Origin of the sequence: Pseudoalteromonas sp. APC 3250 (assembly GCF_030407915.1) — a bacterium.
In the GTDB taxonomy this organism is placed as follows: Bacteria; Pseudomonadota; Gammaproteobacteria; order Enterobacterales; family Alteromonadaceae; genus Pseudoalteromonas; species Pseudoalteromonas tetraodonis.
In genome coordinates this window covers 97341-116131 of sequence record NZ_JASDCM010000005.1, presented here as the reverse complement: position 1 = coordinate 116131, position 18791 = coordinate 97341, and the positions used below count along the sequence as shown (strand labels likewise).

Genomic DNA, 18791 nt, shown 5'->3' with positions numbered 1-18791 from the left:
CAGATAAAAAAACACCGCGTTTGCATTAAACGCGGTGTTTTTTATTCTCGAACTGACAACTGGTCGCAGTATTACAAATTAAGCGTAAACGTAACACCGGCTACGCGAGGCTCGCCTAATTGTGTGTAAGTTTGGGTTGCGTAACCATCTAACGGGTTGTTGCCAAATTCAAAACCGCGAGTTGGAACGGTTTCATCAAACACATTACGTGCCCATGCGCGTACAGCCCACATATCGGCTTCGTAACCAAGGCTTACATTCACTAAGTTTGTGTTTGGAGCTTGTGCATTATGGCTATCGGAGAAGTAATAATCATCTTTACCTTCAACACCTAACATAGCATATAACTCATCAGTAACATTGTAGCGTGCACTAAATGCATATTGATATTTAGGCGCTTGTGCTTGCTCACGACCGTCTTGATTTAAACCAGATTTAGTAACAAAGTCATTAATTTTAGTGTCTAAGTATCCGGCACTTCCGGTAATAAATAAGTTTGGTGTTAGTTGATAGCTGCCTTCAATTTCAAGGCCATAGTTACTGCCAGAGCTGGCATTGGCGACATAACCGGTAAATTGTTGTTCTGATACTTGCCACGACTTTAATTGAATATTATCGCGGTGCATATAAAACGCCGCTAAGCGCAGGGTAAACTTATCATCCAATGAGCTGCCTTTAACACCAAACTCACCACTCCATAAGTACTCTGGATCAAAGCTAGTATGCTGTTTGAAAAAATCAGCATCCAAACTTAACCCTTCATCTTTTGCTTTTGCTAGCGCTTCTGAATTAATCCCACCGGCTTTGTAACCGCGCGTGATACTGGTATAAATCATGGTGCGGTCAATAACTTGGTATTCAAGTGCAACCTTGCCACCGAGCATAATATCGTCAGTTTCTTCAATAAAACCGTTACTATCTGTGTAATCACCTTGATATTGCTCAACACGTAAACCGGTAATAAGCGTAGTTTTTGGGCCTATTGCTGTGGCTAATTGGCCATAAGCTGCCATGTTATTGGTTTCATAGGTTGAGGCAAATGGATTGGCTAACCATGTATATTGACGCTCAAGGTCAACATCGCGGTTTTGATAGTAAATACCCGCCACCCAATTACCTGTTTTGCCATTAAACTGCAGATCGAGCGCTTGATCATCACGATCGCGGCTATAAATATCTGTTGAGCTATAACCATCTGGGTGCAGACCGGCAGCACATAATTGCGGCTTACTTGTATCGTTACATACCCAGTCTTCATCAAAACTATAAAAAAGCTCAGTATCAATGGCTGAAAGGTTTAAGCTGACATCAAAGGCGTCAAAACCGGTGTAAGTATTATTAAGGCCAACAGCATAGCTTTGTTGGTTATCTTCGCCCGGTTGATCAGCAAGACTGTTGCGAGAATTATCAAGGGTAAATGCATCATAACCGTTATTGATATCGATATAGTGCAGGTTTAGCTCTGAATTTAAATGAGCTGTGAGTTGGCTATTTAATTTAAAGCGGGCAACTTGTTCATCTTGGTTTTGCGTTTCATCATTTAAATAGAGGTTGTTTACGTAACCGTCAGATTTTCTGCGAAAGTAGCTAACGCGTGCACTGGTATCATCGGTTAAACCTGTGCTAGCAGCAACGCCTGCTTCATGGCTGTTATAAGTGCCAGCACCTAAATGTAATTTTAAACTAGGATCGCTGGTTGCATTAGCTGATTGCATTTGAATCATACCCGCCATGCCATCGGCGCCAAAACGTGTACCTTGTGGACCACGGTAAATTTCTACTTGGTCAATATCAAATAATAATGAGCTGCCACCAAGGCCAGAATAATTTATACCGTCAATCACTAAACCGACAGATGGGTTAATTGGGTCGACGAATTGTGAACGAAGTCCCACCCCTCTAATTTGAATATAACGTCCGCGCGAGGCGCCTGAAGCAAAATTCACATTTGCAGCGCTTGCTAGCATTTCATCTAAATAAGTAGCCCCTCTGAGATTTACTTCATCTTCAGAAAATAAACTTGCGCTGGCACTTAACGTTTGAATGCTTTCTTTTTGAAAGTCACCAGTAACAATGATTTTCTCTAGGTCGGTGTCATCTGCATTGGCGTAGATTGGGGCACCGAATAGTGGTAATAACGTGGCTGTAATTAAAGACAAACGTAAATTCATTAGGTTACTTAACTCCATTTTAGGGACTTGTATGGTAGCAATTATTTCAACACTTGTGCTATAAACGCGGCAATTATACGTTAAATAATTTGGATTACTAATATGACCTTTAAAGTAGACTTTAAAGTGCGTGACTACGAGTGTGACCTACAAGGTATTGTAAATAATAGTGTTTATTTTAATTATCTGGAGCACGCTCGTCATGAGTTTTTATACGCACAGGGTGTTGATTTTGCACAACTTGCCAAAGATAAAATTAACTTAGTGGTACTTCGCAGTGAAATGGATTACAAGCAGTCTTTAAAGCCCGCGGATGAATTTTATGTAGCAGTAGAGCCTGTACGCATTAGTCGCCTTAAATTTGCGTTTAAACAAACGGTAGTTCGCAAATTAGACGAAAAAGTGATGCTCAATGCCTTAGTAATAGGTACGTCGGTTAACGAGAAAGGTCGTCCATTTTTACCACCACAGATAGATAACTTATTCCAAGCAATTGCTTAATTCCAAATAGCACTGCTTTTAAACTAGCTTAGAACAAAAATTTACATTTAAAACATGCATTTTTAACGGATAAACCTGACAAATATTGATACTATTACATTAATTAGACAATAAGTTAGTAGTAACATGAAATTAGCAGCAATACCGATGCTTGTAATCGGTTTATGTGTTGGTTGCGCATCAACAGGGACAGTTACCACTGAGCAGCTAAAATATACACAATGGCAATTATCAAAGGTTGATGGTTTGGCTATTCCCGCATCTTTTAAAGCATCAATGAGCTTTATAGAAGCGCTACAAATAAATGGCTTTGCCGGATGCAATAAGTTTTTTGGTGAAGGTTCGCTTGAAGATAGCAGCTTGAGCGTAAGTAAATTAGGTATGACACGCAAATCATGCGGCCCTGAACTGGATGAGTTTGAACAGCAGTTTTTACAAGCGCTTAAGCAAGGTGCCGAGCTTAACCTGCAAGACCAAAAATTGGTGATGCAAGGCGAGCAAAAATTTGTGTTTATCCCTAAGTAAATTTTACACATTTTGAAAAACAGCCCCTTGCAGGGAATTTTCAACTGGCGTACACTCATAGCAGATTTGATTAAAACATTATCAAATCAACGAACAATTTAACTACTTGTCGGAGTGCCTAAGTTTTATTTAGGCTGAGATCGCGAAAGCGGGATCCGTGAACCTGATCAGGTTAATACCTGCGTAGGGAACAAGCTGCCTAAACGGGACGCTTGTGCGTCTTTTTTTATGCGTACAACAAAATCAAACCCGTCAATTTAGGCTGCAAAGTGGCATAAAGCTACTTTACGATCTTTCTCTATTCCATTGGAATATCTGGCAAGACAACCCTTAAGCAATGAGGTAAGTCATGTCAAACACTACAAACAAATCGTCGCGCCGAGAAACTCGTGCTGCTGCATCTGACTATATTTATAACCTAACGGGTCAACCATTTCCAAGCTCTCATAAAGTGTATGTTGAAGGAACCCAGCAAGGCGTGCGTGTGGGTATGCGCGAAATAACATTAAGCGATACATTCATAGGTGGCACAGATGAAAACCCTGTGTATGAGTCAAATGAGCCGCTGCGTGTTTACGATACATCTGGCCCGTATACCGATCCTAATTTTGAATTAGATGTACGTAAAGGGCTTGATAAATACCGTGAGCAGTGGATTGAAAGCCGTGGTGATACTGAAGTACTTGAGTCAGTTACCTCACAGTTTGCGCAGCAGCGTATGGCTGACGATGGGCTTGATCATATTCGCTTTGAGCATTTACCAAAAATTCGCCGTGCAAAAGCGGGTAAAAACGTAACGCAAATGCACTATGCCCGCCAAGGGATAGTTACCCCAGAAATGGAATATGTAGCGATACGTGAAAACATGGGGCGTGCGCAAATACGTGAAGAGCTTCTCGCGGCACAACATAAAGGGGAATCGTTTGGCGCGAGTATTCCTGAGTTTATTACTCCTGAATTTGTGCGTGCTGAAATAGCGCGTGGTCGCGCTATTTTACCTAACAATATTAATCATCCAGAAACCGAACCTATGATTGTTGGTCGCAACTTTTTAGTTAAAGTTAACGCCAATATAGGTAATTCATCAGTGGGTTCATCCATTGAGGAAGAAGTTGAAAAAATGGTGTGGTCAACCCGTTGGGGTGCCGACACCGTAATGGATTTATCAACTGGGCGCTACATTCACGAAACCCGCGAATGGCTAGTGCGTAATTCGCCAGTCCCTATTGGTACTGTACCCATTTATCAGGCCCTTGAAAAAGTAAATGGCGTAGCTGAAGACTTAACGTGGGAAATATTTCGTGACACGCTGATTGAGCAAGCCGAGCAAGGTGTTGATTACTTTACTATTCATGCTGGTGTACTGCTGCGCTATGTGCCTATGACAGCAAAACGCGTAACAGGCATTGTATCGCGCGGTGGCTCTATTATGGCTAAATGGTGCCTAGCTCATCACAAAGAAAACTTTTTATACACGCATTTTGAAGATATTTGTGAAATTTTAAAACAATACGATGTGTGTTTTTCATTAGGCGATGGCCTTCGCCCAGGCTCTATTGCTGATGCTAACGATGAAGCGCAATTTAGTGAGCTTCGTACCTTAGGCGAACTGACTAAAATAGCTTGGAAGCATGATGTACAAGTGTTCATAGAAGGCCCTGGGCATGTGCCTATGCATATGATCAAAGCCAATATGGAAGAGCAACTTAAACATTGTGACGAAGCGCCCTTTTATACCTTAGGCCCACTCACCACAGATATTGCACCAGGGTATGACCATATAACCTCAGGGATTGGGGCTGCGCAAATAGCTTGGTATGGCTGTGCCATGCTGTGTTATGTAACACCGAAAGAACATTTAGGTTTGCCAAATAAAGAAGACGTTAAAGAAGGCCTTATCACCTATAAAATTGCTGCTCATGCCGCCGATTTAGCCAAAGGTCACCCCGGTGCACAAGAGCGAGACAATGCTTTATCAAAAGCACGCTTTGAATTTAGGTGGCACGACCAATTCAACATTGGTTTAGACCCTGTTCGCGCTCGTGAATACCATGATGAAACACTGCCGCAAGAATCAGGAAAAGTAGCCCACTTTTGCTCCATGTGTGGTCCTAAATTTTGTTCGATGAAAATAACCCAAGAAGTACGTGACTACGCCAAAGATCTAGAAGCGCGCGGTATTGATCCTAATAACGTGGGTGATGCCATTGAAATCAAAATGGTTGATGTAGAGGCCGAGATGAAAGCTAAATCTGAAGAGTTTAAACAAACAGGCTCAGAGATTTACCATAAAGCAATATAAAATAGGTTGCGAGTTGCGAGCATCGAGTAGCGAAATGTTTATCTTAACATCTTGTTGCTCGAAGCCAGAGACCCGCAGCTCGCAGCTAAATGTAGGAGTGTTTATGTTTTATGACATTGCTGTGGTGGGCTTTGGTTTAGCGGGGCGGTTGGCGGCGCTTGAGTTAAGTAAGCAGCACCGTATTACTGTATTTGAAGCTGATGACGAGCATACTCAAAATAGTGCGGGTAAAGTGGCGGCGGCTATGCTGGCACCACTAGCTGAGTCGGTTATGTGTGAACATGATTTAGCACTATTGGGAGTAGATTCTATTGCTCGCTGGCCTGCTATTTTAGATGAGTTAAACAGTGAGGTGTTCTTTCAACAGCAGGGCACCTTAGTGGTTGCTCACCCGCAGGATAAAGGCGACTTACAAAGTTTTGCACAGCGAATAAAGCCGTTACTAAATTTTAGTGCCAAAGCGGTTAATACGCAGCAAATAGCGGATTTAGAACCTGAGCTTACAGGGCGTTTTAATCAAGGGCTATTTTTATCCGGTGAAGCGCAAATAGATAACCAAGCCTTTTATAAAGCCAGCTTTAGGTTGCTAAATAAGCGCAAAGTAAAGTTTGTGTTTAATCAACGCGCCAGCATCTTTGATAATAAAGTGAATAATCGAGAGTTTGATTACATTATTGATTGCAGAGGGCTTGGAGCCAAACAAGATCAGCCACTTCGAGGCGTGCGCGGGGAAGTGGCAAGGTTATACGCCCCTGAGGTTAACTTAACGCGGCCTGTGCGTTTAATGCATCCGCGTTACCCTATTTATATTGCACCTAAACCTAATCATGAATATGTCATAGGGGCAACGGAGATCGAATCGCAAGATACAGGTCCTGCAACTGTGCGCTCAACCCTTGAACTATTATCAGCGGCCTACACTGTTCATAGTGGCTTTGCCGAAGCGCGATTATTAAATATTCAAACAGGCTTACGCCCAGCGTTTAGCGATAATCGCCCACAGGTAAAAAAAACGAGCAAGGTTATCAGTATCAATGGCTTATATCGCCACGGCTATATGTTGGCACCCGCGCTTGTGGCACAAGCATTATCGCAAATAGAGTGAGTATTAAATGAACATTACAATTAATGGTGAGCCTTTAAATGTGACTAGCCATGCGCTGCTGGAAATAGTAAAAAACGTGGGTGCGATGGCGCCTTATGCCGTGGCTGTAAATGGAGAGTTTATTCCTCAGAGTCGCCATAGCCACGTTGTTATAAATGAAGGTGACAGTATTGAGTTATTGTCACCTATCCAAGGTGGATAGTGCTATGCAAAGCAAAGACTGTTTAACAATTTATGGTGAACCAATCAATAGTCGCTTGTTAATTGGATCTGCGTTATATCCGTCACCAGATATCATGACGCAATCGATTAAAGCCTCAGGTGCTGAGATAGTCACCGTGTCACTTAGACGACAACAAAACGCGGCGGCAGGGAATGATTTTTGGCAATTAATTAAAAACACCGGTTTAAAAATACTGCCTAATACTGCCGGATGCCACAGCGTCAAAGAGGCTATTAACCTAGCTAAAATGTGCCGAGAAGTATTTGCTACCGATTGGATAAAACTTGAATTAATAGGCGATGACTATAATTTACAGCCCGATCCCTTTGCATTACTTGAAGCCACAAAAATATTGATTGATGATGGGTTTAAAGTACTGCCTTATTGCACTGATGATTTAGTGCTGTGTCAGCGCTTGAATGGATTAGGCTGTGAGGTGCTAATGCCGTGGGGCGCGCCTATTGGCACCGGTAAAGGATTGTTAAATAGTTATAATTTAAAAACCATTAGAGAACGCCTGCCTAATACAACATTAATTGTTGATGCCGGGTTAGGTTTACCATCGCATGCCTGCCAAGCACTTGAATTAGGGTATGATGCTGTATTATTAAATTCAGCCATTGCAGGGGCGGGTTGCCCAGTGACTATGAGCCGTGCATTTAAAGCTGCGGTAGAGGCAGGGCGCTTTGCATACAATGCCAAAGCAATGCCCGAAAAAGACGTTGCAACCCCCTCAACCCCAACAATGGGTATGCCATTTTGGCATCAGCAGTAAGGAAATAAAAATATGACAAACGTAGTGTGGACAATTGCTGGCTCTGATTCTGGCGGCGGCGCGGGTATTCAAGCCGATATTAAGGCAATGCAAAGTTTTGGTGTACATGCTTGTACAGCAATCACCGCGCTTACCGCTCAAAATAGCTTAGGTGTAGAGGCTATTAATGCAGTGTCTACCGATATTATTGAATCTCAGTTGCTTGCACTTGAAAAAGACATGAAAGCCAAAGTGATAAAAATTGGCATGCTTGCCAATGTGCAGCAAATTCAGTTAATTAGTGAGCACATAAGCCACTACAAAACCAAATGGCCAACGCCGCCGGTTATTGTGTATGACCCTGTTGCTATTGCCTCAAGCGGTGACTTACTAACAGAAGAAGACACCGTAAGCGCGATAAAAGAATGTTTACTACCGCTGGTAGATGTAATTACCCCAAATACCCACGAAACACAGTTATTAACGGGTGTGTATTTAATTGGCCCTGCAGCGATTAAAGAAGCGGCGAGTAAGCTGATGGCGTGGGGCGCAAAAGCGGTGGTGATTAAAGGCGGACATTGGGATTACCCAAGCGGGTATTGCATTGATTACTGCACACAAAACGCTGAAGACTATTGGCTAGGTAATGAAAAAATTCAAGTTCCTCATAGCCATGGTACAGGGTGCAGTATGGCGTCAGTAATTGCTGCGTGTCTTGCAAAAGACTATCCGTTAAAAGATGCGTTTATTTTAGCTAAAGCCTATATAAACCAAGGTTTAAAGCAATCAGTTCGCTATGGCGAGGGCATAGGGCCAGTCGCACAAACGCAGTTTCCTACCGATTTAGCACATTACCCTCAGGTGATTGAACCGGGTAGCTGGTTAGGTGATGAGTTGGATTTTGATGTGCCGCTTGATTTTAATATGGCTGCTGATTTTGCAGCCTGTGAAAGTAAAAAGCTTGGCCTCTATGGTGTGGTTGATAGCATTGAATGGCTAGAAAAGTGCTTACAGCAAGGAATTAAAACAGCTCAGCTTCGTGTTAAAAATAAAACGCAGAATGAGCTAGATGAACTGATTGCCAAAGCGGTCACTTTGGGTGAGCAGTATAATGCGCAGGTATTTATAAATGATTACTGGCAACTTGCCATCAAACATGGCGCCTATGGGGTGCATTTAGGACAAGAAGACTTAGAGAGTGCAAACTTAGTTGCTATAAAAGAAGCAGGCCTGCGACTTGGTCTCTCTACCCATGGGTTTTATGAAATGCTACGCGCGCATAATTATCGCCCAAGCTACATGGCGTTTGGTGCTATTTACCCAACGACGACCAAAGACATGACTGGCCAGATACAAGGGCTTGAAAAGCTAACTCGGTTTGTGCCATTAATGCAAAGCTATCCTACAGTGGCTATTGGCGGAATTGATTTAAATAGGGCGCAAGAGGTTGCTAAAACGGGCGTGGGCAGTGTAGCCGTGGTACGTGCTATTACCGAGGCTGATGATTATGTAGAGGCAATCAATACCTTAAAATCGGTGATAAATGAGAATGCCTGCTAACATGCAAACGCAGCAGCTCAGCGACAAAGAAACCTTGCGTTATAGCCGCCATATATTACTTGATGAAGTGGGGCTTGAAGGGCAGTTAACGCTGAAACGCTCAACGGTTGCCGTAGTTGGCGCAGGTGGCTTAGGTAGTCCTGCGCTGCTGTATTTAGCGGCAGCTGGCATTGGGTCGCTTATTTTAATTGATGACGATGTAGTTGAACTGTCTAACTTGCAGCGCCAAGTGCTCTATAAAGTAAATCATTTGGGGCAAAACAAAGTTCGCGCGGCTGGAAAAGTGCTTGTGAGCCTTAACAATCAAATAAATATAATAACCCACACTCAAAAGCTGGATGATACCAACAGTGCGTTGCTCTTAAAAAACGCCGACATAGTGCTTGATTGCTCTGATAACTTTAGTACCCGTTATGCGGTTAATCGCTATTGCATTGCTAATAACACTAGCTTAATTACAGGGGCTGCGCTGGCAACTCAAGGGCAATTAATGGGGTTTGATTTTAGGCAAAGTGACAGCCCATGTTACGGCTGTGTTTTCCCTCAAAGTAGCGATGCACCGGTTATAAATTGTAGTAATGCCGGGGTAATTAGCCCTTTACTTGGGATTGTTGGGTCAATGCAGGCACAATTAACCCTCAATATGTTGTTAGGTCATTTTAAGGGGAATGTGTTTATAACGTTTGACGCATTAAGCTTAAAGCAACAGCATTTTAAGATGACTAAGGATTTAGCGTGTAAAGAGTGTGGCGGGTATGAGTAATGAAAAGCTTGGCTTTTAACGTGAGTAAGCTCTCCGTCTACAAGAAAAAAACACCGCGGTTATTGAAAATAAACGCGGTGTTTTTTTTAGCTCGAACTGACACTACCTATTAATCATCAATTTTTGCAAAGGCAGTGCCTAAACGAGTAACTACCTCTGGGAGTTGATCGTCTAATATTTCTGCTTTGTTCGCACCCCATGCGAGCACAACCGTTGAGCCTAATTTAAAGCGACCCATTTCTTCCCCTTTCTTAAGGGTGATCGCGTTTTCGCCTTTAGTTGGGTAGTTCCAGCTAAACACATCACTGCCAGCTGGTGGAGTCACTGTGCCAGCCCAAATAGTTTCTATGCTGGCAACAATGGTTGCGCCTACTAAAACCATAGCTAGCGGGCCAATTTCAGTTTCAAAAATAGCCACTACACGCTCGTTACGGGCAAATAAATTTGGTACGTTTTGAGCGGTAAGTGGGTTTACTGAAAATAAATCGCCCGGTACATAAATCATTTTGCTTAGCGTGCCATCAATTGGCATATGAATACGGTGGTAATCTTTTGGGGCTAAGTAAATAGTTGCAAATTTACCGCCTAAAAACGGGGTTGTGTCGTCTTGTGATCCACCTAACAATGCTTGTAAGCTGTAATCGTGGCCTTTAGCTTGAATAAGTTGACCATCAACAATGTCGCCTAGTTGGCTAATTGCGCCGTCTACTGGATGAATAATAATATCGTCATCTTCAACCATAGGACGCACACCGTCTTTTAACGGACGGGTAAAAAATTCATTAAAGCTTTTGTAATGAGCCGGATCTGAATATTTAGCTTCGCTCATATCTATTTTATATTGTTTAATAAATAATTTAATTAATGTGGTTGTTAACGCACCGGCTTTTGCTGCAGCAAGTTTACCTACCACACGAGAAATAAAGTGTTTTGGCATGGCATACTGCATGGCGATTTTAAATTTATCTAAACTCACAGGTTATTCCCTTATTATACGCGGGGCGCACGAGCGCCTGCACGGCCATCGGCCATGGTTTCTAAAATACGGTGGTAGCTTTCAAAGCGTAATTTTGAAATATCGCCATCGGCTACCGCTTGTTTAATTATACAGCCCGGATCGTTTAAATGTTTACAATCTCTAAACCGGCATCCGCCTATAAATTCTCTAAATTCTTTAAAGCACCAAGTGACGCGTTCAACATCTAAATGCCATAGGCCAAATTCACGAATTCCCGGTGAGTCAATTAAATTACCCCCGCTCGGTAAATGATGAAGACGCGATACCGTGGTGGTGTGCTGGCCAAGCCCGCTGTTTTCAGACACTTCTTTAGTCAAAATTTCAGCATCTGGCAGTACAGTGTTAACTAAGGTAGATTTACCCACGCCACTTTGACCAACAAAAATATTATTTTTGCCCGCAAGTACTTCTTTTAACTCATTAATGCCTTCGCCAGTTATATTACTAACTAGCAGCACCTGATAATTAAGCTTACGGTAAATGTCGAGGATTTGTTGTATTTCGTTTAAACCAGCTTCATCAATTAAATCAATTTTATTAAGTACTAAAATGGGTTCGATACCCATGTCTTCACAGGCAATTAAATAGCGGTCAATAATGCTCGGGGTAAACTCTGGCAGTACCGCTGAAACCATTAAAATTTGATCAATGTTAGCGGCAATCACTTTAACCCCATCATAAAAATCGGGGCGCGTGAGTTGTGAACGGCGCTCTTGAGTTGCTTCAATAACACCCGCTAAATCACCTTCACTTACTTTTGCACGGCGAAACAATACTTCATCGCCGCAAACCAAGTTCGATACGGTACGACGAATATTACAACGTAATACATCACCGTTTTGTGTTTCTACATCGGCATGTTGTCCAAAGCGGCTAATAACAATCGCATTTTCCACTTGACCTAAATTATCTGTTTGCCATTCTTGCGCGCCGACTTTTGCCGGTTTTGTATCGGCATTCGATAAGCGCTTTTGATGATTGGCCTTGATCCTACGGGATTGGCCTTTACTTAATTTTTTCTGTTTTGCCACTTGAGGCCTATAACCTGAGTTAAATGCCGAGTTTGCCAAAAAAAGCTTTAGCTCGACGGTTGATGCTAATATGATATATCGAAATGCGTTGGATCTAAAGAAAAGCACCGTTTAAGGTAATTATGACTATTAATAAATCAAATTTAATTTGGCTCGATCTGGAAATGACCGGACTTGAACCAGAGACTGACAAAATACTTGAAATTGCAACTGTTGTCACTGACGCTGATCTGAATATATTAGCCGAAGGCCCAACCATTGCCATTCATCAAAGTGATGAACTACTTGATGGTATGGATGAGTGGTGTACAACTCAGCATGGCAAATCAGGGCTTACAGCGCGTTGTAAGGCAAGTACTTTCGATGAAGCTTATGCCGTTGATCAAACCCTCGCGTTTTTAAAGCAATGGGTGCCAGCGGGTGCTTCACCTATGTGTGGTAACTCGATTGGCCAAGACCGTCGTTTTATGAATAAGTATATGCGTGAGCTTGAAGACTTTTTTCATTACCGTAATTTAGATGTAAGTACCATTAAAGAACTTGCTCGTCGTTGGAAACCAGATGTATTGGCTCAAGTGAATAAAAAAGGGTCACATTTAGCGTTAGACGACATTAAAGATTCGATTATGGAATTAAAGGTTTACCGAGAAAAGTTTTTTAATTTATAAAAAATACTTGCAAAGCACCCTAATTATTGTAGAATCCTGCCCCGCTCAAGACGATAACCCCCGCGGGGTTAGTGTGTTTGAGCTTTGACTTTTGAATGCGGCACTAGCTCAGTTGGTAGAGCGCGACCTTGCCAAGGTCGAGGTCACGAGTTCGAGCCTCGTGTGCCGCTCCAATTTCTCACCAAAGAAATTGTAGTTCAAGATGAAAAGTTAAAATTGATATAATGCGGCACTAGCTCAGTTGCCAGAATGTAGGACGCGACCTGTCGCGCACCAACGGACAAATTACTGACTATTTTGAATGCGGCACTAGCTCAGTTGTCAGAATGTAGGACGCGACCCGTCGCGCACTAACGGACGAATTACTGACTATTTTGAATGCGGCACTAGCTCAGTTGGTAGAGCGCGACCTTGCCAAGGTCGAGGTCACGAGTTCGAGCCTCGTGTGCCGCTCCAATTTCTCACCAAAAGAAATTGTAGTAGAAATAAAGATTCAAGATGAAAGGCGAAAGGAACAAGGTTTAATTTTGACAGAACCTAGGACCTAGAATCTTCATATAATGCGGTACTAGCTCAGTTGGTAGAGCGCGACCTTGCCAAGGTCGAGGTCACGAGTTCGAGCCTCGTGTACCGCTCCAATCTTATTTACTTTCCAGATATTCATTTTCAAATAGCAAACAATAATCCACATGTGAATCATTATAAATTTAATTTATATAATTTTTATTAGATTTGAAGTGCTCAATGGATGCGAACGATCTGTGTTGTAATACCAATCCGCAATAATACTCAATCATTTTGCGGGGCTAAACGTGTCGCTATCTGTGTTAAAAAATTCTCATTTAGAACAACTAAATAGCGAATTTTTTGCCTAGCTATCAACCCGTTTTTCCTGCCTCAAAATAGACCGCTTAATTAAGCGAATTGGTATAAAACCTAAAACCTAGCTCTAAAACGTTTCGCCTTGCAAAGTGGCAATAATACGCCTAGCCCCGCCATGGTCGCGATGTTCGCCTAAGTATATTCCTTGCCAAGTCCCCAGCGCTAATTGACCATCATTAATAGGTATCGTTAACTCGCAACCTAAAGTGCTGGTTTTAATATGAGCAGGCATATCATCATCGCCCTCATAGTCATGACGATAATAAGGCTGGCGCTCAGGTACAAACTGATTGAAGTGGCTTTCCATATCCATACGCACGGTCGGATCGGCATTTTCATTAATGGTTAAGCTGGCAGAGGTGTGTTGAATAAATAAGTGTAATAAACCTATTTTTAGTTGGCTCAGCTGTGGGAGTTTAGTCAGTATGTCGTTATCAATTAAGTGAAAGCCCCGCGAGCGAGGCTTTAATGTAATCGTGGTTTGCGACCAGCTCATAGCTTATCGAAGCTCACTTCAATGTTTGCATTACCTGCATCACTGGTAAATGGCATAATAATTTTTTTGCCGTCACTTTTATGCGTAATAGTATGGTTTTTACCAGACACAACAATGGGGGTTGCCATGGCAAAGTCATAGCCTTTTTCACCTAATAGGTTTTTAGCACCACCGGTGACCATATTGGTTATTTCGCCGACCATGTCAGTGACTTCTTCATTTACGCTGTCAGGTCGCTCACCTAACATACGTTCCATTATAGTCAGCGCTAAACTTTCGTCGAAGGTTATTGAAAATGAACCGCGAGTTTGGGGGCCAACCATACCAATTAATCCCGATACATCACCACAGGCTACTTCATCGGTTTTAATGCGAGGTTTACCTGGTTTTAACTGAGTTTGAGCCATGGTGCTCAATACATTCATCAAAGAAGATAAAAAGGGATTAATGAACTCTACATTCATATTATATATCCTTAAATTGGTACTGATAGAGGGTATACGTAAAGTATAGCTATAGTCGCTCAGCTATGCTCGACAAGCGTCACATTTACCGTGTGCTTCTATGGTTTGCCCAGAAACTACAAAGCCACTTTCGGCTGCTAAGTTATTGAGCTCATGTGAAATTACTGTTGAATGCAGCTCTTTAACAAACCCACATGTATCGCAAATTAGTAATTGAACAGGATGAATATGATCAAAGTGATGACACAACATGAATGCATTAGTGCTTTCAATTTTATGAATAAAACCGAGTTCTGCTAAAAAGTCTAAAGCACGATAAATTGTCGCAGGTTTTGCGCCTGTTTCAGTGACTTTTAATTGCTCTAGCAAATCGTATGCACCCACACCACCTTGAGCGCTTGCTAATAAACGAAATACCTTTTCGCGAATAGGTGTGAATCGCGCACCACGGTTGTCGCATACTTGTTTTGCTTTACTTACGAGTGATTCTATATTCATCTTCTCTCATCCTTACTTTGCCGTGATATACTAACATACTGTATTGTAGTTGCAGCGTTTTATTAACCGCTTTTGTGAAAAGGTATTCATTAATGCATGAACTATTAGCCATATTTATTTTCTTTTTTGCAGTTATCGATCCAATCGGCACAATTCCGGTTTTTATCGCCGTAACTCGGGGTGATGACGACAAGTTTAAGCGTAAAGTAATTTTTAAAGCAGTGGGTGTATCTGCTTTAGTACTGTTATTTTTTGTGGTTGCCGGTGAGCAATTACTCAATGTGATTGAGATTCCACTATCGGCATTTCAAATAGCCGGTGGGTTGATCTTATTAATTTTTGCACTCTCCATGACGTTTGGTGAAAGTAAACCCGAAGCTGAAATTAAAAGTGTTCGCGATAGCACTGAAACCGCTATTTTTCCGCTGGCTATACCCTCAATTGCAAGCCCAGGCGCTATGTTAGGTGCGGTATTAATGACGCGTAATGAAGAATATACTTGGGTTGAACAAATGATTACCTCATCAATGATGCTGGCCGTTTTAGTGGTGGTACTTATTTTGTTATTACTTGCTACGCATGTACATAAAATAATAGGTGATAGTGGGGCAAGTATTATTAGCCGAATTATGGGGTTAATTTTAAGCTCAGTCGCAGTAACGAATATTTTAAATGGTATCGCACAATACTTTGGCTTGCAGGTGTTTGCTTAATATTGCTGCGCATGGGGCTTTTGTGTAAAATGCAGCGCCTTTTAAGCTGTGCTTAAATTATAAATTTTTGAGGACTACATTTTGGATAAACGTACTTTAAATCGACGCTTTTCTGTTGCCCCCATGCTCGATTGGACTGATCGCCATTGTCGTACGTTTCATCGTAAAATGACAAAGCACACCGTGCTCTACACGGAAATGATCACCACAGGTGCTATTTTGTTTGGCCGTGGTGACTATTTGCACTTTAATCAACATGAAGGCCCAGTAGCGCTGCAGCTGGGGGGCTCAGATCCGCAAGCGCTAGCACAGTGTGCCAAGCTTGCAGGTGAGCGCGGTTATGATGAAATAAACCTTAACGTAGGTTGCCCGTCTGATCGTGTGCAAAATGGGCGTTTTGGTGCCTGTTTAATGGCAGAGCCCGAGCTTGTGGCAGAGTGTGTTGCTGCAATGAAAAGTGAAGTCAGTATTCCTGTTACGGTAAAAACGCGCATTGGTATTGATGAGCAAGATTCCTATGAATTTTTATGTGCGCTTATTGAAGCATCGCATAAAGTAGGCTGTGATGATTTTATTATTCATGCCCGTAAGGCATGGCTAAAAGGATTGAGTCCAAAAGAAAATCGCGAAGTTCCTGAGCTTAACTACCCCCGCGTTTACCAGCTTAAAAAAGATTATCCACAACTTGATTTAAGTATTAATGGCGGTGTTAAAACCATTGAGCAAAGCCTTGAGCATTTACAGTACATAGATGGGGTGATGGTTGGGCGAGAGGCTTACAGCAATCCATTTATGCTAAATGAAGTGGATGAAAAAATATATGGTGATGTTGCTAATACTCAGACACGTCATGATGTTGTGCGCTCTATGTATGATTACATTGAAGAAGAGATGCGTTTAGGCGCTAACTTTTGGCATGTTGCTCGCCATATGTTAGGTATTTTTCAGGGACAACCCGGTGCGCGTGGTTTTAGACGCCATTTATCTGAAAATGGCCATGGCAAGCAAGCTGATTTGAGTGTTATGGATAAAGCACTAAGTTACGTACCCGAATAACAGATCCTCTGTATAGAAAAAAGCCACCTCAGGTGGCTTTTTTTGATCCCAAATTTTGGTCAAAAGTTTAATTTATTAGCCAATTCGACTTAATTTCATTCAGTGGTGAGTCATTAATTTACCTACTTAAAATAACTTAACCACATGATATTTAATGAAAATAAAACCATTTTAAGTTGTTGGCATAACTCTTGGAATCCTGTTGATGTATAAATAAAAATCATCAGGAGAATAACATGGGCATATTTAACCGCGTAAACGACGTCATTCAAGCAAATATTGTAGCTATGCTTGATAAAGCAGAAGACTCAGAAAAGTTACTCAATTTAATGCTTACTGAAATGCAAGAAGCGCTTAATGAGTGTCGTAGTACGGCAGCTGCACTTTTATGTGAAGAAAAGAGCATTAAACGTCAAATAAGTAACAAACAGCAAGCGCTCGCAAATTGGCAATTAAAAGCTGAGCATGCTGTGACAAAAAATCGTGACGATTTAGCTAAATCAGCATTAGCCGAAAAACACACAGTTGAACAAAGCATAGGGTGCTTGCAAACGCAGCTTGAGGCATTACAACAATCGATTACTAAAATCACTGAAGACTGCGAGCGCTTACAGCAAAAAATGACGCAGGCAAAAGCAAAGCAAGCACAACTTGCAAAGCGTGAAAACGTAGTTGAGGCAAGGGCAAAAATAAATACGCAACTACAAAGCGATAAAGTGGCTTTTGCCTTATCACGATTTGAGCAAATAGAGCGCCGCGTTGAAAGTGTAGAGTCGCAAGTTGCAGCGTATGAGCTCACAGATACTGCGAGCAATACAGCTATGCAAATTGAGTCACTGGTTAAAAATGAAAAAATTGATGCAGAACTGGCTAGTTTAAAAGCAAGTTTAAATACTGCTAATAAACAAACAGCTTAAGGAGATTGTTATGAATAGTTTTAATACACACCGTCGTTGGTACAAAAATACGCTTAACAAAAAAATATCAGGCGTCTGTAGTGGGTTAGCTTACCGACTAGACTTTCCGGTATGGTCTACTCGCTTAGTGACTGTTTTATTATTTTTAAGTTTTCCGTTTGCAGTGGCGCTAGGTTATTTAATTGCTCACTGTTGCCTTGAAGAAAAAGCAGTGTAAGGAGAGCAGCATGAAAACATTCGCCGTGTGCCTAGTTATTCTTGCGTTGTTTTTAATTAATAGCGGTTCAATTATTCACTTTGATGTGTGGCAGTTTCCGCTATGGATCTCAGATATTAGCTGGACAGGTATAGAGCTCATTGGTGCATTAGTTGCTATTATCGTTGTTATTGCGATTGTTGCTTTAGTGACGATGGGGTTAGTTGGCGCGGCGATGGTGGCACTGGCTGGTACTATTTTAGCTTTTTTATTCGGATCATTGATGATTGCTTGGCCGTTATTGTTTGTAGCAGGGCTGTGTTGGTTAATCGCAGATAACAAAAAAGTCGTCTCTTGAGCTTAAATTAGCTGCCTAACATAGGGGAATTATGATAAATTTGAACTATATTTTTTTGTTTTAACAAGGATTTTACTGATGATTAAACAATGTATTTTGATAGCAAGTGCATTAATGGTGGGTGTTTTTTCGTCTTCGTTAATGGCGCACGAAGGACATGAACACGATAGTGTTGTTGCGCAGCTACAAGTAACACATGCGCAAGTAAGAGAGTTTTTGCCGGCAACCAAAGCGAGTGTGGCTTACTTTAGTATTAAAAACCACAGCAATGTACCAGCAACGTTGACTAAAGCGACAATTGATGGCCTAGGGCGTGTTGAAATTCATGAGCACGTTCACGCTGACGGTATGATGAAAATGCAAAAAGTCGAATCATTGCTTATTAAAGCTCACCAACAACTCGATTTTAAGCCAGGCAGCTATCATTTAATGGTGTTTGAACCACAAGAACCGTTAAAAGTAGGTCAAGAACGTAAACTCACGCTATATTTTGAAGACGGGAACCGAGTATTTACCAATGCAAAAGTCGTTTCGTTAGCCTCACAAGCAGAGCCGGTAAAAGCATCGAAAGATCATAGTCATCATTAGGA

General features: G+C 41.8%; 21 protein-coding genes, 3 tRNA genes and 1 riboswitch. Of the genes, 18 read left to right on the top strand and 6 right to left on the bottom strand.

Annotated elements, in window-relative coordinates:
• Positions 1–71 precede the first annotated feature (71 nt).
• A complete protein-coding gene (locus tag QL986_RS07435; RefSeq protein WP_290191421.1) occupies positions 72–2171 on the bottom strand; it encodes a TonB-dependent receptor in 2100 nt (699 codons plus the stop codon).
• A 102-nt stretch (positions 2172–2273) separates the two neighbouring features.
• On the opposite strand from QL986_RS07435, the gene QL986_RS07430 reads away from it, so the two are divergent.
• The 8 genes from QL986_RS07430 (at position 2274) to QL986_RS07395 (ending at position 9904) form a co-directional block, all read left to right on the top strand.
• Positions 2274–2672, top strand: coding sequence for an acyl-CoA thioesterase (locus tag QL986_RS07430; protein WP_008465083.1), 399 nt, complete (start codon positions 2274–2276; stop codon positions 2670–2672).
• A 126-nt stretch (positions 2673–2798) separates the two neighbouring features.
• Positions 2799–3197, top strand: a complete 399-nt coding sequence (locus QL986_RS07425) for an META domain-containing protein (RefSeq protein WP_013463956.1) — start codon at positions 2799–2801, stop codon at positions 3195–3197.
• A 100-nt stretch (positions 3198–3297) separates the two neighbouring features.
• A riboswitch (TPP riboswitch) is annotated at positions 3298–3404 on the top strand.
• A 142-nt stretch (positions 3405–3546) separates the two neighbouring features.
• The gene (gene thiC, locus QL986_RS07420; protein WP_013463957.1) at positions 3547–5499 is read left to right on the top strand and encodes a phosphomethylpyrimidine synthase ThiC; all 1953 of its coding nucleotides are present in this window, start codon (positions 3547–3549) and stop codon (positions 5497–5499) included.
• A gap of 103 nt (positions 5500–5602) precedes the next feature.
• Complete coding sequence (locus QL986_RS07415; protein ID WP_013463958.1) at positions 5603–6604, top strand: FAD-dependent oxidoreductase; 1002 nt, start codon at positions 5603–5605, stop codon at positions 6602–6604.
• 7 nt (positions 6605–6611) lie between these two features.
• Positions 6612–6806 (top strand): sulfur carrier protein ThiS, encoded by a 195-nt coding sequence (gene thiS, locus QL986_RS07410; protein WP_013463959.1) that lies wholly within the window; start codon positions 6612–6614, stop codon positions 6804–6806.
• A gap of 4 nt (positions 6807–6810) precedes the next feature.
• Positions 6811–7602 (top strand): thiazole synthase, encoded by a 792-nt coding sequence (locus tag QL986_RS07405; RefSeq protein ID WP_013463960.1) that lies wholly within the window; start codon positions 6811–6813, stop codon positions 7600–7602.
• Between the two features lie 12 nt (positions 7603–7614).
• Positions 7615–9141: a thiamine phosphate synthase gene (gene thiE / locus QL986_RS07400; protein ID WP_215521913.1), complete on the top strand. Its 1527-nt coding sequence runs from the start codon at positions 7615–7617 to the stop codon at positions 9139–9141.
• On the top strand, positions 9125–9904 hold the full coding sequence (locus QL986_RS07395; protein WP_290191420.1) for a HesA/MoeB/ThiF family protein: 780 nt from the start codon (positions 9125–9127) through the stop codon (positions 9902–9904). Before thiE ends, QL986_RS07395 begins: the two co-directional genes overlap by 17 nt.
• A 109-nt stretch (positions 9905–10013) precedes the next feature.
• On the opposite strand, the gene asd is transcribed toward QL986_RS07395, so the two are convergent.
• Together asd and rsgA are read right to left on the bottom strand one after the other, a co-directional pair.
• Positions 10014–10880 carry an archaetidylserine decarboxylase gene (gene asd / locus QL986_RS07390; RefSeq protein WP_016900290.1) on the bottom strand — a complete coding sequence of 289 codons (867 nt, stop codon included), beginning with the start codon at positions 10878–10880 and terminating at the stop codon, positions 10014–10016.
• Positions 10881–10894: 14 nt separating this feature from the next.
• Positions 10895–11953: a small ribosomal subunit biogenesis GTPase RsgA gene (gene rsgA, locus QL986_RS07385; protein ID WP_013463964.1), complete on the bottom strand. Its 1059-nt coding sequence runs from the start codon at positions 11951–11953 to the stop codon at positions 10895–10897.
• Positions 11954–12075: 122 nt separating this feature from the next.
• On the opposite strand from rsgA, the gene orn reads away from it, so the two are divergent.
• The 4 genes from orn to QL986_RS07365 all read left to right on the top strand — a co-directional run bounded on the left by orn (position 12076) and on the right by QL986_RS07365 (position 13259).
• On the top strand, positions 12076–12621 hold the full coding sequence (orn, locus tag QL986_RS07380; protein WP_028834530.1) for an oligoribonuclease: 546 nt from the start codon (positions 12076–12078) through the stop codon (positions 12619–12621).
• Positions 12622–12718: 97 nt separating this feature from the next.
• Positions 12719–12794, top strand: a tRNA-Gly gene (locus QL986_RS07375).
• 207 nt (positions 12795–13001) lie between these two features.
• Positions 13002–13077, top strand: a tRNA-Gly gene (locus QL986_RS07370).
• Positions 13078–13183: 106 nt separating this feature from the next.
• A tRNA-Gly gene (locus tag QL986_RS07365) sits at positions 13184–13259 on the top strand.
• 311 nt (positions 13260–13570) lie between these two features.
• Here QL986_RS07365 and QL986_RS07360 read toward each other — a convergent pair.
• The 3 genes from QL986_RS07360 to QL986_RS07350 form a co-directional block, all read right to left on the bottom strand.
• Positions 13571–13999: a secondary thiamine-phosphate synthase enzyme YjbQ gene (locus tag QL986_RS07360; RefSeq protein ID WP_024601659.1), complete on the bottom strand. Its 429-nt coding sequence runs from the start codon at positions 13997–13999 to the stop codon at positions 13571–13573.
• Positions 13996–14463, bottom strand: a complete 468-nt coding sequence (locus QL986_RS07355) for a chemotaxis protein CheX (RefSeq protein ID WP_013463966.1) — start codon at positions 14461–14463, stop codon at positions 13996–13998. Before QL986_RS07355 ends, QL986_RS07360 begins: the two co-directional genes overlap by 4 nt.
• 63 nt (positions 14464–14526) lie before the next feature.
• The gene (locus QL986_RS07350; protein WP_013463967.1) at positions 14527–14961 is read right to left on the bottom strand and encodes a transcriptional repressor; all 435 of its coding nucleotides are present in this window, start codon (positions 14959–14961) and stop codon (positions 14527–14529) included.
• Positions 14962–15053: 92 nt separating this feature from the next.
• Here QL986_RS07350 and QL986_RS07345 point away from each other — a divergent pair, with 92 nt between their 5' ends.
• From QL986_RS07345 to QL986_RS07320, 6 genes are all read left to right on the top strand, one after another.
• A complete protein-coding gene (locus QL986_RS07345; protein WP_008115498.1) occupies positions 15054–15674 on the top strand; it encodes a MarC family protein in 621 nt (206 codons plus the stop codon).
• Between the two features lie 123 nt (positions 15675–15797).
• Complete coding sequence (dusA, locus tag QL986_RS07340; RefSeq protein ID WP_290191448.1) at positions 15798–16730, top strand: tRNA dihydrouridine(20/20a) synthase DusA; 933 nt, start codon at positions 15798–15800, stop codon at positions 16728–16730.
• 236 nt (positions 16731–16966) lie between these two features.
• Complete coding sequence (locus QL986_RS07335; protein WP_013463969.1) at positions 16967–17647, top strand: PspA/IM30 family protein; 681 nt, start codon at positions 16967–16969, stop codon at positions 17645–17647.
• A 10-nt stretch (positions 17648–17657) separates the two neighbouring features.
• Positions 17658–17864, top strand: a complete 207-nt coding sequence (locus QL986_RS07330) for a PspC domain-containing protein (RefSeq protein WP_013463970.1) — start codon at positions 17658–17660, stop codon at positions 17862–17864.
• 10 nt (positions 17865–17874) lie between these two features.
• Positions 17875–18201, top strand: coding sequence for a hypothetical protein (locus QL986_RS07325; RefSeq protein WP_013463971.1), 327 nt, complete (start codon positions 17875–17877; stop codon positions 18199–18201).
• 78 nt (positions 18202–18279) lie between these two features.
• Positions 18280–18789, top strand: a complete 510-nt coding sequence (locus tag QL986_RS07320) for a copper chaperone PCu(A)C (RefSeq protein ID WP_013463972.1) — start codon at positions 18280–18282, stop codon at positions 18787–18789.
• Positions 18790–18791 lie beyond the last annotated feature (2 nt).